Raw genomic sequence first — 15,096 nt, 5'->3', positions numbered from 1 at the left:
CCCTCGAAAGGCACAGGCACTCCATGCCCCTGGCCCTGCTCGCCCTGGCCGTCGGCGCCTTCGGCATCGGTACCACCGAGTTCGTGATGATGGGGCTGCTCCCCGACGTCGCGGACGACCTGCACATCTCCATCCCCACCGCGGGACACCTGGTCTCGGCCTACGCGCTGGGCGTCGTCATCGGCGCCCCGCTGCTGGCGGCGCTCACCGCGCGCCTGTCGCGCCGCCACGTCCTGATCGGGCTGATGGCCCTGTTCGTCGTGGGCAACGCGCTCTCGGCGTTCGCCCCGGGCTACGACTCCCTGCTGGCCGCCCGCTTCCTCAGCGGGCTGCCGCACGGCGCGTTCTTCGGCGTGGGCGCGGTGGTGGCCACCGGCATGGTCGCGCCGGAGCGCAAGGCGCGCTCGGTGTCCCTGATGTTCCTCGGCCTGACCGTCGCCAACATCGCGGGCGTCCCGGTCGCCACGCTGATGGGCCAGCACCTGGGCTGGCGGGCGACCTTCCTCGGCGTGAGCGCGATCGGCCTGGCCGCGATAGCGTCCCTCGCCCTGCTGATCCCGCACGACCGCGTCGCCGCCCCGACGACCGGCCTGCGCGGCGAACTGGCCGCGCTGCGGTCGGTGCCGGTGTGGCTGGCCCTGGGCACCACGGTGGCCGGTTTCGGCGCGCTCTTCGCCGCCTACAGCTACATCACCCCGATGCTCACGGACGCGGCGGGCTTCGCCGAGACGAACGTGACGCCGCTGCTGGCGCTGTTCGGCGTCGGAGCGACGGCCGGCAACCTCCTCGGCGGCCGCCTCGCGGACCACTCCCTGCGCGGCACCCTGTTCGGCGGCCTCGCCTCCCTGGTGGCCGTCCTGCTCCTCTTCCCGCTCCTGATGCGGGCGGAGTGGAGCGCGGCCCTGTCCGTCGCCCTCCTCGGCATGGCGGCGTTCGTCACCGGCTCCCCGCTCCAGCTCATGGTCATGGAGAAGGCCGCGGCGGCCCCCTCCCTCGCCTCCTCCGCCAATCAGGCGGCCTTCAACCTGGCGAACGCCGGCGGCGCCTGGATCGGCGGCCTCGCCCTGGCGGCGGGCTTCGGAGCGACGTCGCCCGCGCTGGCGGGGGCGGGGCTGGCGGTACTGGGGCTCGGGGTGGCGGGGGCGGCCTATGCGGTGGACCGCCGTCACGAGGTCGCCCACACGAGCCGTGTCATCGCCACCCACGTGCCGGAGCAGGCGAGCGCGCTGCGCCCCTGAGCTGGGGGAGGGCTCGCCCGCCGCGCGGGACGCCTCAGCGGGCGCCGCGTTCGACGACCGTCGGGAGGACCTTCTCGGCGATGTCGACGAGGGCGGCGTCGGGCGGGAGGGCGCCGGACTCGCTCCACACGGTGATGTCGTAGGAGCCGCCCCGGTCCTTGCGGTCGAGGGCGATGGACAGCGACCTGGCCAGGGGGCCCTGCTGGACCGGCGCGCTCTTGTGCTCCTGGCTGAAGTCGATCTCGAACTTCATCGTGTGGTCCGAGGAGAAGAACGCGGGCCTGCCGAGGACCTTGAGCGTCTTGACGTCCTTCTCGACCCGGTCGCCCGCGATGTCGAACAGCCGCACGTACTGGGCGGTCGACAAGTGGTTGTAACTGGCCGAGAGATTCACGGTGTACGTGTCGAACGCGATCTGCGCCTCCGGCTCGGCGACCTTCCCGTCGGTCAGGGCAGCCGTGCCGCTGTTGCCGTAGGCCGTGGTCGCGGTCTCCCCGGGCGTCCCGAGGAGCCGGGCGAGATCCGGTCGGTTCAGCGCCTCGCACAGCTCGTCACCGGTCACGGCCCCCGGCGTCCTCGCGTACGCCTTCGGCAGCTTCTCGTGCTCCGAGTCCTTCGAGTCCGAACACGAGGCGGGGTGCGCCGTGTCGTCGTCGGCCGGCAGCATGTGCGGGCCCAGCCATACGGTGGCCGCGAGCGCGCCGAACACACCGAAGGCGGCGAGGGCCTGACCCCATGCGTTGTGGTCCTTCTCCGGTGTGGCGGGAGCGGGGGCAACGGCGGGCGGCGGTCCGGCGACGGCCGGAGCCGGGGCCTGCGCTTGGAGTTGGGCCGGAGCCGGAGCCGGAGCCGGAGCCGGAGCGGCAGCGGCAGCCGAAGCGGGAGCCGGAGCCGGGTGCGGGCCCGGGTTTCGGCGCGCGCGGAGCGCCTTGACCACCGTATGGACCCGTATCCCGGTGAACACGAGGAACAGCGTGCCGATCCCGGCCGCCTTCCAGTCGTGGTCCTGGAAGGCGAGATACATGATGCGCACGCCGAAGACGGACCCGATCACGATGAACAGGGGCTCACGGACCCAGAAGGGCAGGAAGCGGAGGAGTAGACCGAGCACCCGGCGATCTCACCAGGTCGGGACCGCTTCCGCCGTGGTGGAGGCCACAGTTCCGGGCATGTTCATGACTTCCTGGACGGGCAGCTCGCACCACACCGTCTTGTGGTCCGGCCCCTGGTCGACGCCCCACCGCCGGGCCAGGGCGTCGACCAGGGTCAGGCCCCGGCCCGACTCGGCGGTGTCGGTGGCCGCCAGCAGGACGGGGAGGGCGCGGGCGTCCGGGTCGGTGACCTCGACGCGGGTACGGCCGTACGGTGTGCCGGTGACCCGGACCGTCACCGGGGTGCCCGCGCCGAGATGGTCCAGGACGTTGGTGAGTAACTCGGTCACGCACAGCAGGACGTCGAAGTCGAACGCGCCCAGGCGGCGGCGCAGTTCCGGTACCGCCTCGGGGGTGGCGAGCAGCGCGAGCTCGAAGGGCGCCGTGGGGGAGTGGTCGGGCATGGGGATCCGTGGCCTTCTGCGCGGTGGGTTACGGACACCTCACAGAGTGTCGCCACGCTCGCTACCGTGGAAGCCGCCTCGCGTCCGCGACGCGAGCGGCGGAAACGGCACGGTGAGTTACGGCGGTGAGCACGTGGTCCGACGCAAGGACATCGACGGTTCGATCAGCGTCCCCGACTTCTACGGCAAGGAGTTGAGGTGGCAGCGGGAGGCCGCGGGACTCTCGCTGGAACGGCTGGTCGAGGGCAGCTTCTACGGCAAGTCCCACCTCAGCGACATCGAGCACGGCAAGCGGCGCATGCCGATGGACCTGGCCCGGCACGTGGACCGGGTGCTCGGCACCGACGGCTACTTCGAGCGGCACTGTGAGGATGTGCGCAGGGCGCGCCGCGCGGGGCACGCCGAGTACTTCGAAAAGGTCCTGGAGGCGGAGAAGCACGCCAGGACCATCGGGGAGTGGTGCCCCACCGTGTTCCCCGGGCTGCTGCAGACCCCGGCGTACGCACGGGCCATCATCCTGGCGGGCCTTCCCCTCTCCCTCGATGGCGAGGTGAAGCAGAAGGTCGATGCCCGCATGGCACGTGCCGAACTCTTCGAGGCCGACCACCGCACACCTGAGTACTGGGTCATCCTGCACGAGGCGCTGCTCACCCAACCGCTCCTGGAAGCCGAGGACATGGCGGCGCAGCTCGACCGTGTCGTGGGCCTGGCGGACCGGCGCAGGATCACTCCGCAGATCGTTCCGCGGAAGCAACGGGCGTACCCCCTGATGGCCGCCTCCATCATGACCATGACGTTCCCGGATGCCCCGCCGCTGGTCTACACGGAAGCGTCCTACAGCGGAGACACCATCGACGATCCGGCCCTCGTGGAGCAGTACCGCACGGCCTACGATCACCTGAGGGCCGTGGCGCTGTCACCGGACACGTCCCTCGCCATGATCAAGGCAGCGGCAGAGGATTACCGAAATGGCATGCACCCGGACCGACTTGAGTGATGCTCTCTGGTTCAAGAGCAGCTACAGCAACGAAAGCGGCGGCAACTGCCTGGAAGTCGCCCGCGACATCCCCGGCCTCGTCCCCGTCCGGGACTCCAAGGTCCCGGACGGGCCCGCCCTGCTGATCGGTGCCGCCGCCTGGGCCCCCTTCGTGGACGCGCTCAGGGCGTAGGCGCGTCGAAGCGGGCCAGGTCGCGCAGCCAGGCCCGGGCGTTGCCGTCGGACGGGGCGCGCCAGTCGCCGCGCGGGGAGAGGGAGCCGCCCGCCGAGACCTTCGGCCCGTTCGGCATGGCCGAGCGCTTGAACTGCGCGAAGGCGAAGAAGCGGCGGCAGAAGACCTCAAGCCAGCGCCGGATGTCCGGGAGGTCGTACGCCATCCGCTTGGCCTCGGGGAAGTTCGGCGGCCAGTCGCCGGCCTCCGCGTCGTGCCAGGCGTGCCAGGCAAGGAAGGCGATCTTCGAGGGCCGGAAGCCGTAGCGCAGCACGTGGAAGAGCGTGAAGTCGTGCAGCGCGTACGGGCCGATCTTCGACTCCGTCGACTGCATCTCCTCGCCCGGGACCAGCTCGGGGCTGATCTCGGTGTCGAGGATGGCGGCGAGCGTCCGGCCGGTCTCCTCGTCGAACTGGCCGCTGCTGATGACCCAGCGGATCAGGTGCTGCATCAGAGTCTTCGGCACGCCCGAGTTGACGTTGTAGTGGCTCATCTGGTCGCCCACGCCGTACGTGGACCAGCCGAGCGCCAGCTCGGAGAGGTCGCCGGTGCCGAGCACGATGCCGCCGCGCTGGTTGGCCAGCCGGAAGAGGTAGTCGGTGCGCAGACCCGCCTGCACGTTCTCGAAGGTGACGTCGTACACCGGCTCGCCGGAGGCGAAGGGGTGGTCCATCTCCTTCAGCATCAGCCGTGCCGTCGGCGTGATGTCCAGCTCGGCCGCGGTGACGCCGAGCGAGCGCATCAGCTTGTGCGCGTTGTCCTTGGTGTGGTCGCTGGTGGCGAAGCCGGGCAGCGTCCAGGCGAGGATGTCACTGCGCGGGCGGCCCGCGCGGTCCATCGCCCGGGCGGCGACGATCAGCGCGTGGGTGGAGTCCAGGCCGCCGGAGACACCGATGACCACCTTGGGGCCGCCGATGGCCGCCAGACGCTGCTGGAGGCCCGCCACCTGGATGTTGTACGCCTCGTAGCAGTCGAGGGCGAGCCGGTCGGCGTCGGCCGGCACGAACGGGAAGCGCTCCAGGCGGCGGCGCAGCCCCAGGTCGGTGAGCGGCGGGTCGAGCTCGAAGGCGACCGTGCGGAAGTCACGGGTCCGGGCGTCGTGCGTACGGCGGTTGTCGTCGAACGTGCCCATCCGCTGCCGCTCCTGGCGCAGCAGGTCGAGGTCGACGTCGGCCACCGCGTACTCGTCGCCGAGCGGGAAGCGCTCGGTCTCGGCGAGCAGCACGCCGTTCTCGTAGATCATGGCCTGGCCGTCCCAGGACAGGTCGGTGGTCGACTCGCCGAGGCCGGCCGCCGCGTAGACGTACGCGGCCAGGCAGCGGGAGGACGCCGAGCGGCACAGCAGCTTGCGGTCCTCGGCCCGCCCGACGGTGATCGGACTGCCCGAGAGGTTGACCAGGACGGTCGCGCCGGCGAGGGCGGCCTCGGCGCTGGGCGGCACCGGCACCCACATGTCCTCGCAGATCTCCGCGTGCAGCACGAGCCCGGGCACGTCCTCGGCCGCGAACAGCAGGTCCACGCCGAACGGCACGGACTCGCCGCCGACCCGGATCGACCCGCCGCGCTCGTCGGCGCCGTCGCCGATCTGCCGGCGCTCGTAGAACTCGCGGTAGTTCGGCGGGTACGACTTGGGCACGACGCCGAGGATCCGGCCGCGGTGCACGATCACCGCGCAGTTGTAGACCCGGTTGCGGTGGCGCAGCGGCGCCCCGACGACCAGGACCGGCAGCAGGTCGGCCGAGCCGGTCACCACGTCGAGGAGCGCCTGCTCGACCTCGTCGAGCAGCGCGTCCTGGAGCAGCAGGTCCTCGATCGAGTAGCCGCACAGTCCCATCTCCGGGAAGACGGCGACGGCCACTCCCTCCCCGGCGCACCGGCGGCCGTGGCGCAGGACCGCTTCGGCGTTGCCGCGCGGGTCCGCGATGACCGTGTGACCCGTGCACGCGGCGACGCGCGCGAAGCCATGCTGATAGATCGACCAGAAGTTCAAGGCAGGCACGCGCCCAGTGTAATCGTCAGAGAGACGCGATAGGGGGCGTGGGGTGCTGAGCACCCCACGCCCCCCCTCTACCGGGTCAGCCGGCTACCGGTCCGGCGGATCAGTGCCGGCGGTAGGACTGGACGTAGCCGTTCGCGGGCGAACCCACGCCGGTGACGTCGTCGTAGCCCTTCACCGCGGACAGCGAGCTGTCCTTGCCCAGGCTGCGGACCGAGGTCGCGAGCCCGTCGGCGGCGTCGAAGCCGTTCACGAAGTCGATCCGGGCCACGGCCAGGTCGGTGCCGGTCGGCTGGTCCGTGACGTCGTGGAAGACGCCCTTCTTGCCGTACTTGGCGTAGATCGACGGGTTGGCGAAGCCGATCGCCTTGCCGCCGCCCGCCTCCTGGGCCAGGGCCTGGACCGCCGCGATCACCGGGGCGGCCAGCGAGGTGCCGCCGATGCGGTACTCGCTGTACTGCTCGGTGCCGTCGGGGAAGGTCTGGGTCTGGCCGACCAGGAAGCCGGTGTTCGGGTCGGCGATGGCCGCGATGTCCGGGACGACGCGGTTGCCGGCGGCGTTGTTGGCCGTGGCCAGCGCCTTCGGGACGATGTTCTTCTGGTAGTACGGCTGCGGCACCGTCTTGCTGGTGCCACCGCCCGCGCCCGAGGTGTACGCGCCGGGGAAGTTCGTCCAGCTCTTGCCGTCGGCCGACAGGGTCGCCTTCTCGGTGCCCCAGCCGGTCTCCCACTGGTACTTGTCGCCCTTGCCGACGGCCAGCGAGGTGCCGCCGACCGCGGTCACCCACGCCGAGTTGGCCGGGGTGTCGACCTGCTTCGTACCGGTGTTGGCGACCTCGTCGCCGTTGTCACCGGAGGAGAAGTAGAAGCCGATGCCCTGGACCGCGCCGAGCTGGAAGACCTGGTCGTAGGCGGCCGCGAGGTCCGGCGTCTGGTTGGCCTCGATGTCGCCCCACGAGTTGGAGACGATGTCGGCCAGGTGCTTGTCGACGATCTTGCTGAGCGAGTCGAGCAGGTCGTCGTCGTAGCAGGACGCGGCGCCCACGTAGGTGACGTCGGCGTTCGGCGCGACGGCGTGCACGGCCTCGACGTCGAGGGTCTCCTCGCCGTACCAGCCGGCCGCGCCGCACTCCTCGGTCTTCGTGTAGTTCTTCGGCAGCACCTGGTGCAACTGGCTGGTCTTCCAGGCCGCGTCACCGTTCTTCACCGCGTACTTGCCGGCGTCGAAGGCGATGGTCGGCGAGGCGTACGCGTCGGTGATCGCGACACGGACGTGCTTGCCGGTGTAGGTGCCCGCGCCGTAGGCGGCGCGCAGCTGCTTGCCGGTGTAGCCCTTGATCGCGTACGGGATCTTCTGGCCGTACGCGTCCGGCAGCGTGCTCGCGATGTTCGAGCCGTAGTACGAGGAGAACGGCCCGGAGTTCTTGAACACGGCGTCCGGGGGCGGCAGCTGGTCGTCGTGGGTCGACTTGTGCGGCGCGCTGTCCAGGCCGGTGACGGTCAGGACGGCGCCCTGCAGACCGGCCGGCACCGAGGCGGTCTTCGCCGGGGCGCGGTAGGTCTTCGAACCCTTGGCGAAGTTGTGCATCTGGGTGCCGAACGCCTTCTCGACGGCGGCGACGTCACCGGAGACGGCGACGTAGTGCGAGGTGACCCCGGTGACCTGGAGTCCGGCCGACTTCAGCCAGGACTTGACCGCGGAGACCTGCGCCTTGGTGGCCCCGAAGCGGGCCTGCGCCTTCTTGGCGCTCAGGTACTTCCCGTACAGCGGCGAGCTGGGGTCGGACACGGCCTTGGCGTAGGCGGCGAGTCCGGCCCTGTCCCGGCCGGCCAGGTAGACCCTGGCGTTGACGCGCGCGCTGTCGGCAGTGGCACCCTTGTCCGCCTTGGCCGTGGCCCACGCGGGCTTGGTGCCCGCCAGCGCGTCACGGGCCGGGGTGTCCGCGGCGTGCGCCGCGGGTATGCCGAGCGCGAGCGCTCCGGCGATCATGGGCAGCGCCGCTGCCATGCTCACGCCGGCGCGCACGGTGGCGCGGTTGGATCTCATAGAACCCCCTGCGATGCGATTCGCATGCATGTAGTGGCTGGTACGTCGTGGATCCGCGCACCGGCCCGCGGCGGCGTAGGCCCGCGAATGGATCACACGATGGGGGCCACTCTTGCGATGAACCGTTCATGCCAGGGGAACGCAAAGGTCAAGAGAAACCCAAGGAACCGTCAGTTGTGACGCTTTGGGCTTTTCGTCCTTGTGGCGTGGTGACGTGCGGGGTGGTTACGAACGGGGTTGTGCGCCCCGCTCCTTGAGCATGTCGGCCATCAGCTGGATCTCCGACTGCTGCGCGTCGACCATGCCCTGCGCGAGCCTCTTCTCCACGCCCACCGTGCACTTGGCGACACAGCCCTCGGCCATGTGGATGCCGCCCTTGTGATGGGCCGTCATCAGCCGGAGGTAGAGGATCTCGGCCTGCTTGCCGCTGAGGGACTGCAGCTTCTTCAGCTCGGTGTTGGTCGCCATGCCCGGCATCAGCGCGCCGTCCTTGCCGGAGGCCATGTCGCCCATGCCCATCCAGGTCATCGGCGGCTCGGCCGACACCTTCGGCAGCTCCCACAGGTCGAGCCAGCCCAGCAGCATCCCGCGCTGGTTGGCCTGCGTCTGCGCGATGTCGTAGGCGAGCCGCCGCACCTCCACGTTCTTGGTGCGGTCGCGCACGATGTACGACATCTCCACGGCCTGCTGGTGGTGCACGGCCATGTCCCGGGCGAACCCGGCGTCGGCGGACTCCGCGCCCGGCGTCCGCGTGCCCGAGCCGCCCTCCTCGGCGACCGCGTACGTGATCGCGCCGGCGGCGACCAGCACCGCGGCCGCGGCGCCGGCCACCCAGCCGATGTGCTGCCGCCTCACTTCATCATCCCGCCCGTGCACGAGGCGCCCGGCTCGGGCGTCTGCTTGCCCTGCACGTAGGTGGCGAAGAACTTGTCGACCTCCGGGTCGCTCGCGCTCTTCACGGCCACCTGGTGGCCCCAGGCCGACAGGATCAGCGGGGCGGCCTGGTTCTCGTAGGGGCTCATCAGCGAGTACGGCGTCTTCTTGACCTTCGCCGCGAGCGCGTCCACGTCCGCCTTCGGCGCCTTGGCGGTGTACGTCACCCAGACCGCGCCGTGCTCCAGCGCGTGCACGGCGTTCTCGTCCTGCACCGGCTTGGGGTAGACGTCGCCGTTGCAGTTCAGCCAGACCGGGTTGTGGTTGCCGCCGACCGGCGGGTGCATCGGGTACGACACCTTGGTCGTCACGTGCGTCCGCGACAGCTTGCCCGACCAGGTCCGCACGCCGTCGGAGCCGGTGGTGAAGTGCCCTGAGTCCCCGGACGAGCCGCCCTTGCCGTCGCTGCCCGCGGCCGAGTCGCTCTTGCCCGACTGCGAGTTCACCAGCACCACACCACCGACGACGAGACCGGCGACGACCACCACGCTCGCGGCGATGGTGAGCACCCGGTTGCGGCGCTCGCGGCTGCGCTCGGCGCGCCGCATCTCGTCGATGCGGGCCTTGCGCGCGGCCGCGCTGTTGTTCTTGGCGGAACCCATGAGGCGTGTCCTTCTGGCGAAAGGGAAGGGGACGAAGGGGCGTGTCGATCGTAGTGCGCGCGGCGGGCCCTCCCGTAGTGAGGGCGCGGGAAGCCCAATAATTTGAACCGCGGATGCCGATTACCTACCCTCGTGGTATGCGTCTGCTGCGCTCCACCGACCTGGCCCTGCGCATCCTGATGCGCCTCACCGTCGTCGACGACACCAACCCCACGACACGCCAGGTCGCGGGGGACATGGACGTGCCCTACACGCACGCCGCCAAGGTCGTCGCCGAACTCCAGCACATGGGTCTGGTCGACGCCCGCCGCGGCCGGGGCGGCGGCCTGAGTCTGACCGAAAAGGGCCGCACGGCGTCCGTGGGCGCCGTGGTGCGCGCCTTCGAGGGCGAGGGCGACGTCGTGGACTGCGAGGGCACCGGACAGGGCGCCACGGCCTGCCCGCTCAGCGCGGGCTGCCGCCTGCGGGGCGCCCTGCGCCAGGCCCAGGAGGCGTTCTACGCGGCCCTGGACCCGGTGACCGTCCAGGACATCGTCGTGGAACCGACGGGGCCGCTGCTGCTGAGCATCGGCAGGGCGGCCGTCTAGCCCGGGGGCACCCGGACGACGGCGAGGCGCCCCGCGGGACCGGTGTGGTCCCGCGGGGCGCTCGCGTGTGTCGTCGGGGCCGGGGTCCGTCAGGGTCAGCCCTTGGCCAGCCAGAGGTCCGGGCCGAAGACCTCGTAGTGGATGTCGGCGGGAGCCACACCCTTGTCGATCAGCTGGGTGCGCACCGCGCGCATGAAGGGCAGCGGACCGCACAGGTAGGCGCGCGCGCCGGCCGGGACGTCGACGTCGGTGAGGTCGACCAGGCCGGGCCGCCCGGCGCCCTCGGCGTCCTGCTCGTAGAAGAAGACCGACCGGCCCTCGGGCAGCTTCGCCGCGTAGGCCTCGTGGTCGGCGCGCAGGGCGTGCACGGCGGGGGAGCGGTCGGCGTGCACCACGGTCACCGGGGCCCGGTGGCCGGTGAGGGCGAGCTGCTCCAGCATGGCGATCATCGGGGTCACGCCGATGCCCGCGGAGGCGAGCAGCAGCGGCGCCTCGGTGTCCTCCAGGACCAGGTCGCCGTAGGGGGCGGAGAGCTGCAGCACGTCACCCTCGCGCACGTGTGCGTGCAGGTGGCCGGAGACCTCGCCGCCGGGGACCGCGCCGGCGCCGGTCACCCGCTTGACGGCGAACCGCCGCTCCGGCGAGCCGGGCGCCGCGGTCAGGCTGTACTGGCGGATCTGGCGGGCGCCGTCCGGGAGCGTGACACCGACCGAGACGTACTGGCCGGCGCGGTGGCCGGGCACCGGGCCCTCGTCCACCGGGCGCAGCTTGAAGGTGACCAGGTCGGCGGTCTCGTCGATCCGCTCGACCACCTTCCACTCCCGCCAGCCCTGCTGCTCGCTCTGCGCGTACAGCCGCTTCTCGATGGCGATGAGGGCGTTGGCCATCAGCCAGTAGACCTCGGTCCAGGCGGCGGCGACCTCGGCGGTGACCGCGTCACCGAGGATCTCGGCGATCGCGGCGAACAGGTGTTCGTGGACGATCGGGTACTGCTCCGGCGTGATGCCCAGCGAGGCGTGCTTGTGGGCGATGCGCTCCAGCATCAGGTCGGGGCGCTGCTCGGGGTTGTTCACCAGGTAGGTCGCGAAGGCCGCGATGGAGCCGGCGAGGGCCTGCTTCTGGGTGCCGGCGGCCTGGTTGCCGCGGTTGAACAGGTCGCGCAGCAGCGCGGGGTGGGCCTCGAAGAGCCGGGCGTAGAAGCGCTCGGTGATCTCGCCGATGGCCGCGCCGACGGCGGGCAGGGTGGCGCGGACGGTGGCTGCTGACTGCTCGGACAGCATGAGGGCTCCTGGAGGGGTTCGATCGCTCAACTGATCGAGACGGTATTGAAACTTGCATCTGAGGTGCAAATTAAATGGACGTGTCGTCCCTCACTCCCGGAGCACTCCCTGAGCACTCCCGCGGCCCTGCGGCCATTACGGATGTCGCCGCCAGCAGGCAAGATGGGCGGCAGAGCAGTACACCTGCCGTACGAGAGGCGTTCAGGTCGGGGACGCCCGGGCGATCAAGGTCCGCAACGCGCGTGAAACGGTGTTGTGGTGTGATGCTCGGGTGCCCGACCGCCCGGTTCCGCCCCACGCGGGCAAAGGCGGCCTGACCAGCAAGGATGGGGAAGCGGAAGATGGACAAGCAGCAGGAGTTCGTGCTCCGGACGTTGGAGGAGCGCGACATCCGGTTCGTGCGCCTGTGGTTCACCGACGTGCTGGGCTTCCTGAAGTCCGTGGCCGTCGCCCCCGCCGAGCTGGAGCAGGCCTTCGACGAGGGCATCGGCTTCGACGGCTCCGCCATCGAGGGCTTCGCCCGCGTCTACGAGTCCGACATGATCGCCAAGCCGGACCCCTCCACCTTCCAGGTCCTGCCCTGGCGCGCGGAGACCCCCGGCACCGCCCGCATGTTCTGCGACATCCTCATGCCGGACGGCTCCCCGTCCTTCGCCGACCCGCGCTACGTCCTCAAGCGCGCCCTCGCCCGCACCTCCGACCTGGGCTTCACCTTCTACACCCACCCGGAGATCGAGTTCTTCCTGCTGAAGGACCGCCCCCTCGACGGCTCCCGCCCCATCCCGGCGGACAACTCGGGTTACTTCGACCACACCCCCACCAACGTCGGCATGGACTTCCGCCGCCAGGCGATCACCATGCTGGAGTCGATGGGCATCTCGGTCGAGTTCTCCCACCACGAGGGCGCCCCGGGCCAGCAGGAGATCGACCTGCGCTACGCCGACGCCCTCTCGACCGCCGACAACATCATGACGTTCCGCCTGGTCATGAAGCAGGTGGCGCTGGAGCAGGGGGTGCACGCGACCTTCATGCCGAAGCCGTTCTCCGAGCACCCGGGCTCGGGCATGCACACCCACCTCTCCCTGTTCGAGGGCGACCGGAACGCGTTCTACGAGTCCGGCGCCGAGTACCAGCTCTCCAAGGTCGGCCGCTCCTTCATCGCGGGCCTGCTCAAGCACGCGGCGGAGATCTCCGCGGTCACCAATCAGTGGGTCAACTCCTACAAGCGCATCTGGGGCGGCTCCGAGCGCACCGCGGGCGCCGGCGGCGAGGCGCCCTCGTACATCTGCTGGGGCCACAACAACCGCAGCGCCCTCGTCCGCGTCCCCATGTACAAGCCCGGCAAGACCGGCTCCGCGCGCGTGGAGGTCCGCTCCCTGGACACCGGAGCCAACCCGTACCTGGCGTACGCCGTCCTGCTGGCCGCCGGCCTCAAGGGCATCGAGGAGGGCTACGAGCTCCCGCCGGGCGCCGAGGACGACGTCTGGGCCCTCTCCAACGCCGAACGCCGCGCGATGGGCATCGAGCCCCTCCCGCAGAACCTCGGCGAGGCCCTGACCCTCATGGAGAACAGCGACCTCCTCGCCGAAACCCTGGGCGAACACGTCTTCGACTTCTTCCTGCGCAACAAGAAGTCGGAGTGGGAGGAGTACCGGTCCGAGGTGACGGCCTTCGAGCTGCGCAAGAACCTTCCTGTGCTGTAGGCGCAGGCCGGGGCGGGTTACCGCCCAAATGCTCCCTAGGGGTCGGCGGTCGTGGACCGTCGGCCCCTGTCCGTCTCACTGGCTCTGGGCCGTCTCTGGGCCGTCGGGGCGGATGCTCACTGCGCCGTAGTCGCAGGCATGACCCAGCCCAGGGTCATTGCATGATCGACTGTTTGGGTTCGTCACGTGAGACCGAGGGCTCGTAGGGGTCGGTGGTAGTCGCGGCTGGTGCGGCGGAGGGCGGCGGCGTTTGGGTCGTAGGCGAACGGCACGGAGACCTGGTTGAAGAATCCGGGGGTGTGCGCCCGTACGGCACGGTCGCGGATGCGCAGCAGTCCGTTCGCGCAGGCCACGATGGGTCCCACCGGGTGGTGTCCGCGCCGCCGCTGTCCACCCATGCGGGGGCGTCCACGTCGGACGGCAGGAGGGTGATGGAGCCGAGCGCGTCGAGCAGGTTGCTGATTTTCTGCTTGGTCGGTGCCCAGTCGCGTTGCTCGGTCTGGCCGTCCTTGACGGGCACCAGGCAGGCGGCGTGTTCCAGGCGCTCGTACATGGCCATGCGTACCTGTGCTTCATCGGTCTCGGCGCCAGTGGGTTCCGGTCCAGCACATCCAGGAGGCGCGCCAGTGGCGGCATACGAGTTGTCCGTCTTCGTTCTCCCAGTCCGGTAGGAGCCGGCGGGCGACGGCGAGGGGGTTGGACGGCGGCGGCCCACGCGTGGCAGGGGGCCGGGCAGGTGCAGAGGCCCGCGGCTTTCATGTTCGGCCGGCCACCGCAGGCGCTATCAGCGCAGGCCGGACAGTTCCCGAACGGGACCTTGCCCTTGCGAAGCGGCAGCACGGGCACGCCGTCGGCCGTGAGACGGAGAGCGGTTCGAAGATGCTCAGCTCGCGGCCATAAGGCGCGTTCTCGCCAGATGTTGGTCGGTTGGTTCATGCTGGATGTCTCCAGTTCCTCAGGTGGGTACTGGCTGACAAGGGCGACCCCAGGCTTTGGCGAGACGGGGGTCGCCCTTGGCATAGCTGGGAGCTTGCGGCTGAACGGGATAGCTGCGGACTAGGGAATGCGTGGACGCGTGACGCGAGGGCTGCCATGATCACGCGGGCATCCGGCATGGGTCTGGCGATCGGCGATTCACAGCCGCCCCAAGGAAGGAAACGATGAAACTCAAGGACGCCAAGGAACAGATCGAGCGCGAGCACCCCGAGCTCACCGGCGACGCAAAGATCCAAGCGGTCAGGGCGCTGAAGGCGAAGCGAACGATCACTCTCAAGGACGCCAAGGAACAGATCGAGCGCGAGTACCCCGAGCTCACCGGCGACGCAAAGGTCCAAGCGGTCAGAGAGCTGAGAAGTCAGATAAGTCAGGGCATTGTTGCCAAGAAGGACGGCACCGTACAGGCCGAAGGAACGGGCCAGTGGCCATCGGTCGCCGGGTCCTGGAAATTCGTCGCCACCGTCATCATCGGTATGAGCGCCCTGGCTTGGGCCGTGTGGGGCGCCCTATTCGACGCCCCACGCTGGTACATCCTGCTCTTCGCCACGCAACTGGTCTTCGGCGTCGTGACGCTCCGTGTCGCCTACAAGCTCCGCCTGAACCGCCGCGCCTCCAGGTGACGTGTCCGACGTAGCTAGTGGTGCCTGATCCAGCGGGCGTAATGTTCGCGCTCGGCTACAACGGCCGCGAGGCCGACGCCCCGGTCATCCACCGGGCCCGCCAGGCCGTACCGGTCTGAACGGCACCGCACCCCGCGCCGAGTGCGCCCCGCGAGAAAGTGCCGATCGGCGTCGGCGGCGGTAAAATTGCTGGTGAAGCTGGTGATCCGTCAGGCGTCCGGCACGCGACGCACGACGCGACAGCTGTTTGGCGAACTGCCCGGCCGGTAGCGGTACCCGGTGCTCCGCACGGTGCGCACTCCCGGGCGGAGCACGCCGGCGTCCATGGAAA

14 protein-coding genes and 1 pseudogene are annotated in these 15,096 nt (G+C 70.3%); 6 read left to right on the top strand and 9 right to left on the bottom strand.

The genetic code is table 11. The features are described from left to right. Window positions 1–23 precede the first annotated feature (23 nt). A complete protein-coding gene (locus PV343_RS27430; RefSeq protein WP_319149654.1) occupies window positions 24–1,238 on the top strand; it encodes an MFS transporter in 1,215 nt (404 codons plus the stop codon). Between the two features lie 34 nt (window positions 1,239–1,272). Here PV343_RS27430 and PV343_RS27425 read toward each other — a convergent pair whose 3' ends face one another. Together PV343_RS27425 and PV343_RS27420 are read right to left on the bottom strand one after the other, a co-directional pair. After that, window positions 1,273–2,349, bottom strand: a complete 1,077-nt coding sequence (locus PV343_RS27425) for a DUF6215 domain-containing protein (protein WP_319149653.1) — start codon at window positions 2,347–2,349, stop codon at window positions 1,273–1,275. 9 nt (window positions 2,350–2,358) lie between these two features. Then, a complete protein-coding gene (locus tag PV343_RS27420) occupies window positions 2,359–2,793 on the bottom strand; it encodes an ATP-binding protein (RefSeq protein ID WP_319149652.1) in 435 nt (144 codons plus the stop codon). 133 nt (window positions 2,794–2,926) lie between these two features. Here PV343_RS27420 and PV343_RS27415 point away from each other — a divergent pair, with 133 nt between their 5' ends. Together PV343_RS27415 and PV343_RS27410 are read left to right on the top strand one after the other, a co-directional pair. Further along, window positions 2,927–3,790, top strand: a complete 864-nt coding sequence (locus PV343_RS27415) for a helix-turn-helix domain-containing protein (RefSeq protein WP_319149651.1) — start codon at window positions 2,927–2,929, stop codon at window positions 3,788–3,790. Continuing rightward, a complete protein-coding gene (locus PV343_RS27410) occupies window positions 3,762–3,962 on the top strand; it encodes a DUF397 domain-containing protein (RefSeq protein ID WP_319149650.1) in 201 nt (66 codons plus the stop codon). The genes PV343_RS27415 and PV343_RS27410 overlap by 29 nt, the downstream gene beginning before the upstream one ends. On the opposite strand, the gene PV343_RS27405 is transcribed toward PV343_RS27410, so the two are convergent. The 4 genes from PV343_RS27405 to PV343_RS27390 form a co-directional block, all read right to left on the bottom strand. Further along, complete coding sequence (locus PV343_RS27405; protein WP_319149649.1) at window positions 3,952–6,000, bottom strand: NAD(+) synthase; 2,049 nt, start codon at window positions 5,998–6,000, stop codon at window positions 3,952–3,954. The two genes, PV343_RS27410 and PV343_RS27405, sit on opposite strands and share 11 nt — an antisense overlap. A 100-nt stretch (window positions 6,001–6,100) precedes the next feature. Then, the gene (locus PV343_RS27400) at window positions 6,101–8,044 is read right to left on the bottom strand and encodes a S53 family peptidase (protein ID WP_319149648.1); all 1,944 of its coding nucleotides are present in this window, start codon (window positions 8,042–8,044) and stop codon (window positions 6,101–6,103) included. A 225-nt stretch (window positions 8,045–8,269) separates the two neighbouring features. Then, window positions 8,270–8,899 (bottom strand): DUF305 domain-containing protein, encoded by a 630-nt coding sequence (locus tag PV343_RS27395; protein ID WP_319149647.1) that lies wholly within the window; start codon window positions 8,897–8,899, stop codon window positions 8,270–8,272. Then, window positions 8,896–9,579 carry a DUF3105 domain-containing protein gene (locus PV343_RS27390; protein WP_319149646.1) on the bottom strand — a complete coding sequence of 228 codons (684 nt, stop codon included), beginning with the start codon at window positions 9,577–9,579 and terminating at the stop codon, window positions 8,896–8,898. Before PV343_RS27390 ends, PV343_RS27395 begins: the two co-directional genes overlap by 4 nt. Before the next feature lie 137 nt (window positions 9,580–9,716). Here PV343_RS27390 and PV343_RS27385 point away from each other — a divergent pair, with 137 nt between their 5' ends. Then, complete coding sequence (locus tag PV343_RS27385; protein WP_319149645.1) at window positions 9,717–10,166, top strand: RrF2 family transcriptional regulator; 450 nt, start codon at window positions 9,717–9,719, stop codon at window positions 10,164–10,166. A 95-nt stretch (window positions 10,167–10,261) separates the two neighbouring features. Here the strand turns inward: PV343_RS27385 and PV343_RS27380 are convergent, their stop codons facing one another. Continuing rightward, a complete protein-coding gene (locus PV343_RS27380) occupies window positions 10,262–11,446 on the bottom strand; it encodes a globin domain-containing protein (RefSeq protein WP_319149644.1) in 1,185 nt (394 codons plus the stop codon). Window positions 11,447–11,787: 341 nt separating this feature from the next. On the opposite strand from PV343_RS27380, the gene glnA reads away from it, so the two are divergent. Further along, on the top strand, window positions 11,788–13,149 hold the full coding sequence (glnA, locus tag PV343_RS27375) for a type I glutamate--ammonia ligase (protein WP_020939652.1): 1,362 nt from the start codon (window positions 11,788–11,790) through the stop codon (window positions 13,147–13,149). A 182-nt stretch (window positions 13,150–13,331) separates the two neighbouring features. Here glnA and PV343_RS27370 read toward each other — a convergent pair whose 3' ends face one another. Further along, window positions 13,332–13,514, bottom strand: coding sequence for a hypothetical protein (locus PV343_RS27370; RefSeq protein ID WP_319149744.1), 183 nt, complete (start codon window positions 13,512–13,514; stop codon window positions 13,332–13,334). Window positions 13,515–13,839: 325 nt separating this feature from the next. Next, window positions 13,840–14,085: pseudogene (locus PV343_RS27365) on the bottom strand (DNA primase); the annotation flags it as partial. A 224-nt stretch (window positions 14,086–14,309) separates the two neighbouring features. Here PV343_RS27365 and PV343_RS27360 point away from each other — a divergent pair. Continuing rightward, window positions 14,310–14,765, top strand: a complete 456-nt coding sequence (locus tag PV343_RS27360; protein WP_319149643.1) for a hypothetical protein — start codon at window positions 14,310–14,312, stop codon at window positions 14,763–14,765. Window positions 14,766–15,096 lie beyond the last annotated feature (331 nt).

Source organism: Streptomyces sp. WI03-4A (genome assembly GCF_033792105.1).
Taxonomy (GTDB): Bacteria; Actinomycetota; Actinomycetes; order Streptomycetales; family Streptomycetaceae; genus Streptomyces; species Streptomyces collinus_A.
The sequence above is the reverse complement of the archived record's forward strand: the minus strand, read 5'-3'. Positions and strand labels throughout refer to the sequence as shown.

What these genes read in the sequence shown, in the direction of transcription:
- PV343_RS27430 (WP_319149654.1), top strand. Translation starts at nt 24, where the DNA reads ATGCCCCTGGCCCTGCTCGCCCTGGCCGTCGGCGCCTTCGGCATCGGT.
- PV343_RS27390 (WP_319149646.1), bottom strand. Translation starts at nt 9,579, where the DNA reads ATGGGTTCCGCCAAGAACAACAGCGCGGCCGCGCGCAAGGCCCGCATC.
- glnA (WP_020939652.1), top strand. Translation starts at nt 11,788, where the DNA reads ATGGACAAGCAGCAGGAGTTCGTGCTCCGGACGTTGGAGGAGCGCGAC.
- PV343_RS27360 (WP_319149643.1), top strand. Translation starts at nt 14,310, where the DNA reads ATGAAACTCAAGGACGCCAAGGAACAGATCGAGCGCGAGCACCCCGAG.
- PV343_RS27400 (WP_319149648.1), bottom strand. Translation starts at nt 8,044, where the DNA reads ATGAGATCCAACCGCGCCACCGTGCGCGCCGGCGTGAGCATGGCAGCG.
- PV343_RS27420 (WP_319149652.1), bottom strand. Translation starts at nt 2,793, where the DNA reads ATGCCCGACCACTCCCCCACGGCGCCCTTCGAGCTCGCGCTGCTCGCC.
- PV343_RS27380 (WP_319149644.1), bottom strand. Translation starts at nt 11,446, where the DNA reads ATGCTGTCCGAGCAGTCAGCAGCCACCGTCCGCGCCACCCTGCCCGCC.
- PV343_RS27385 (WP_319149645.1), top strand. Translation starts at nt 9,717, where the DNA reads ATGCGTCTGCTGCGCTCCACCGACCTGGCCCTGCGCATCCTGATGCGC.
- PV343_RS27410 (WP_319149650.1), top strand. Translation starts at nt 3,762, where the DNA reads ATGGCATGCACCCGGACCGACTTGAGTGATGCTCTCTGGTTCAAGAGC.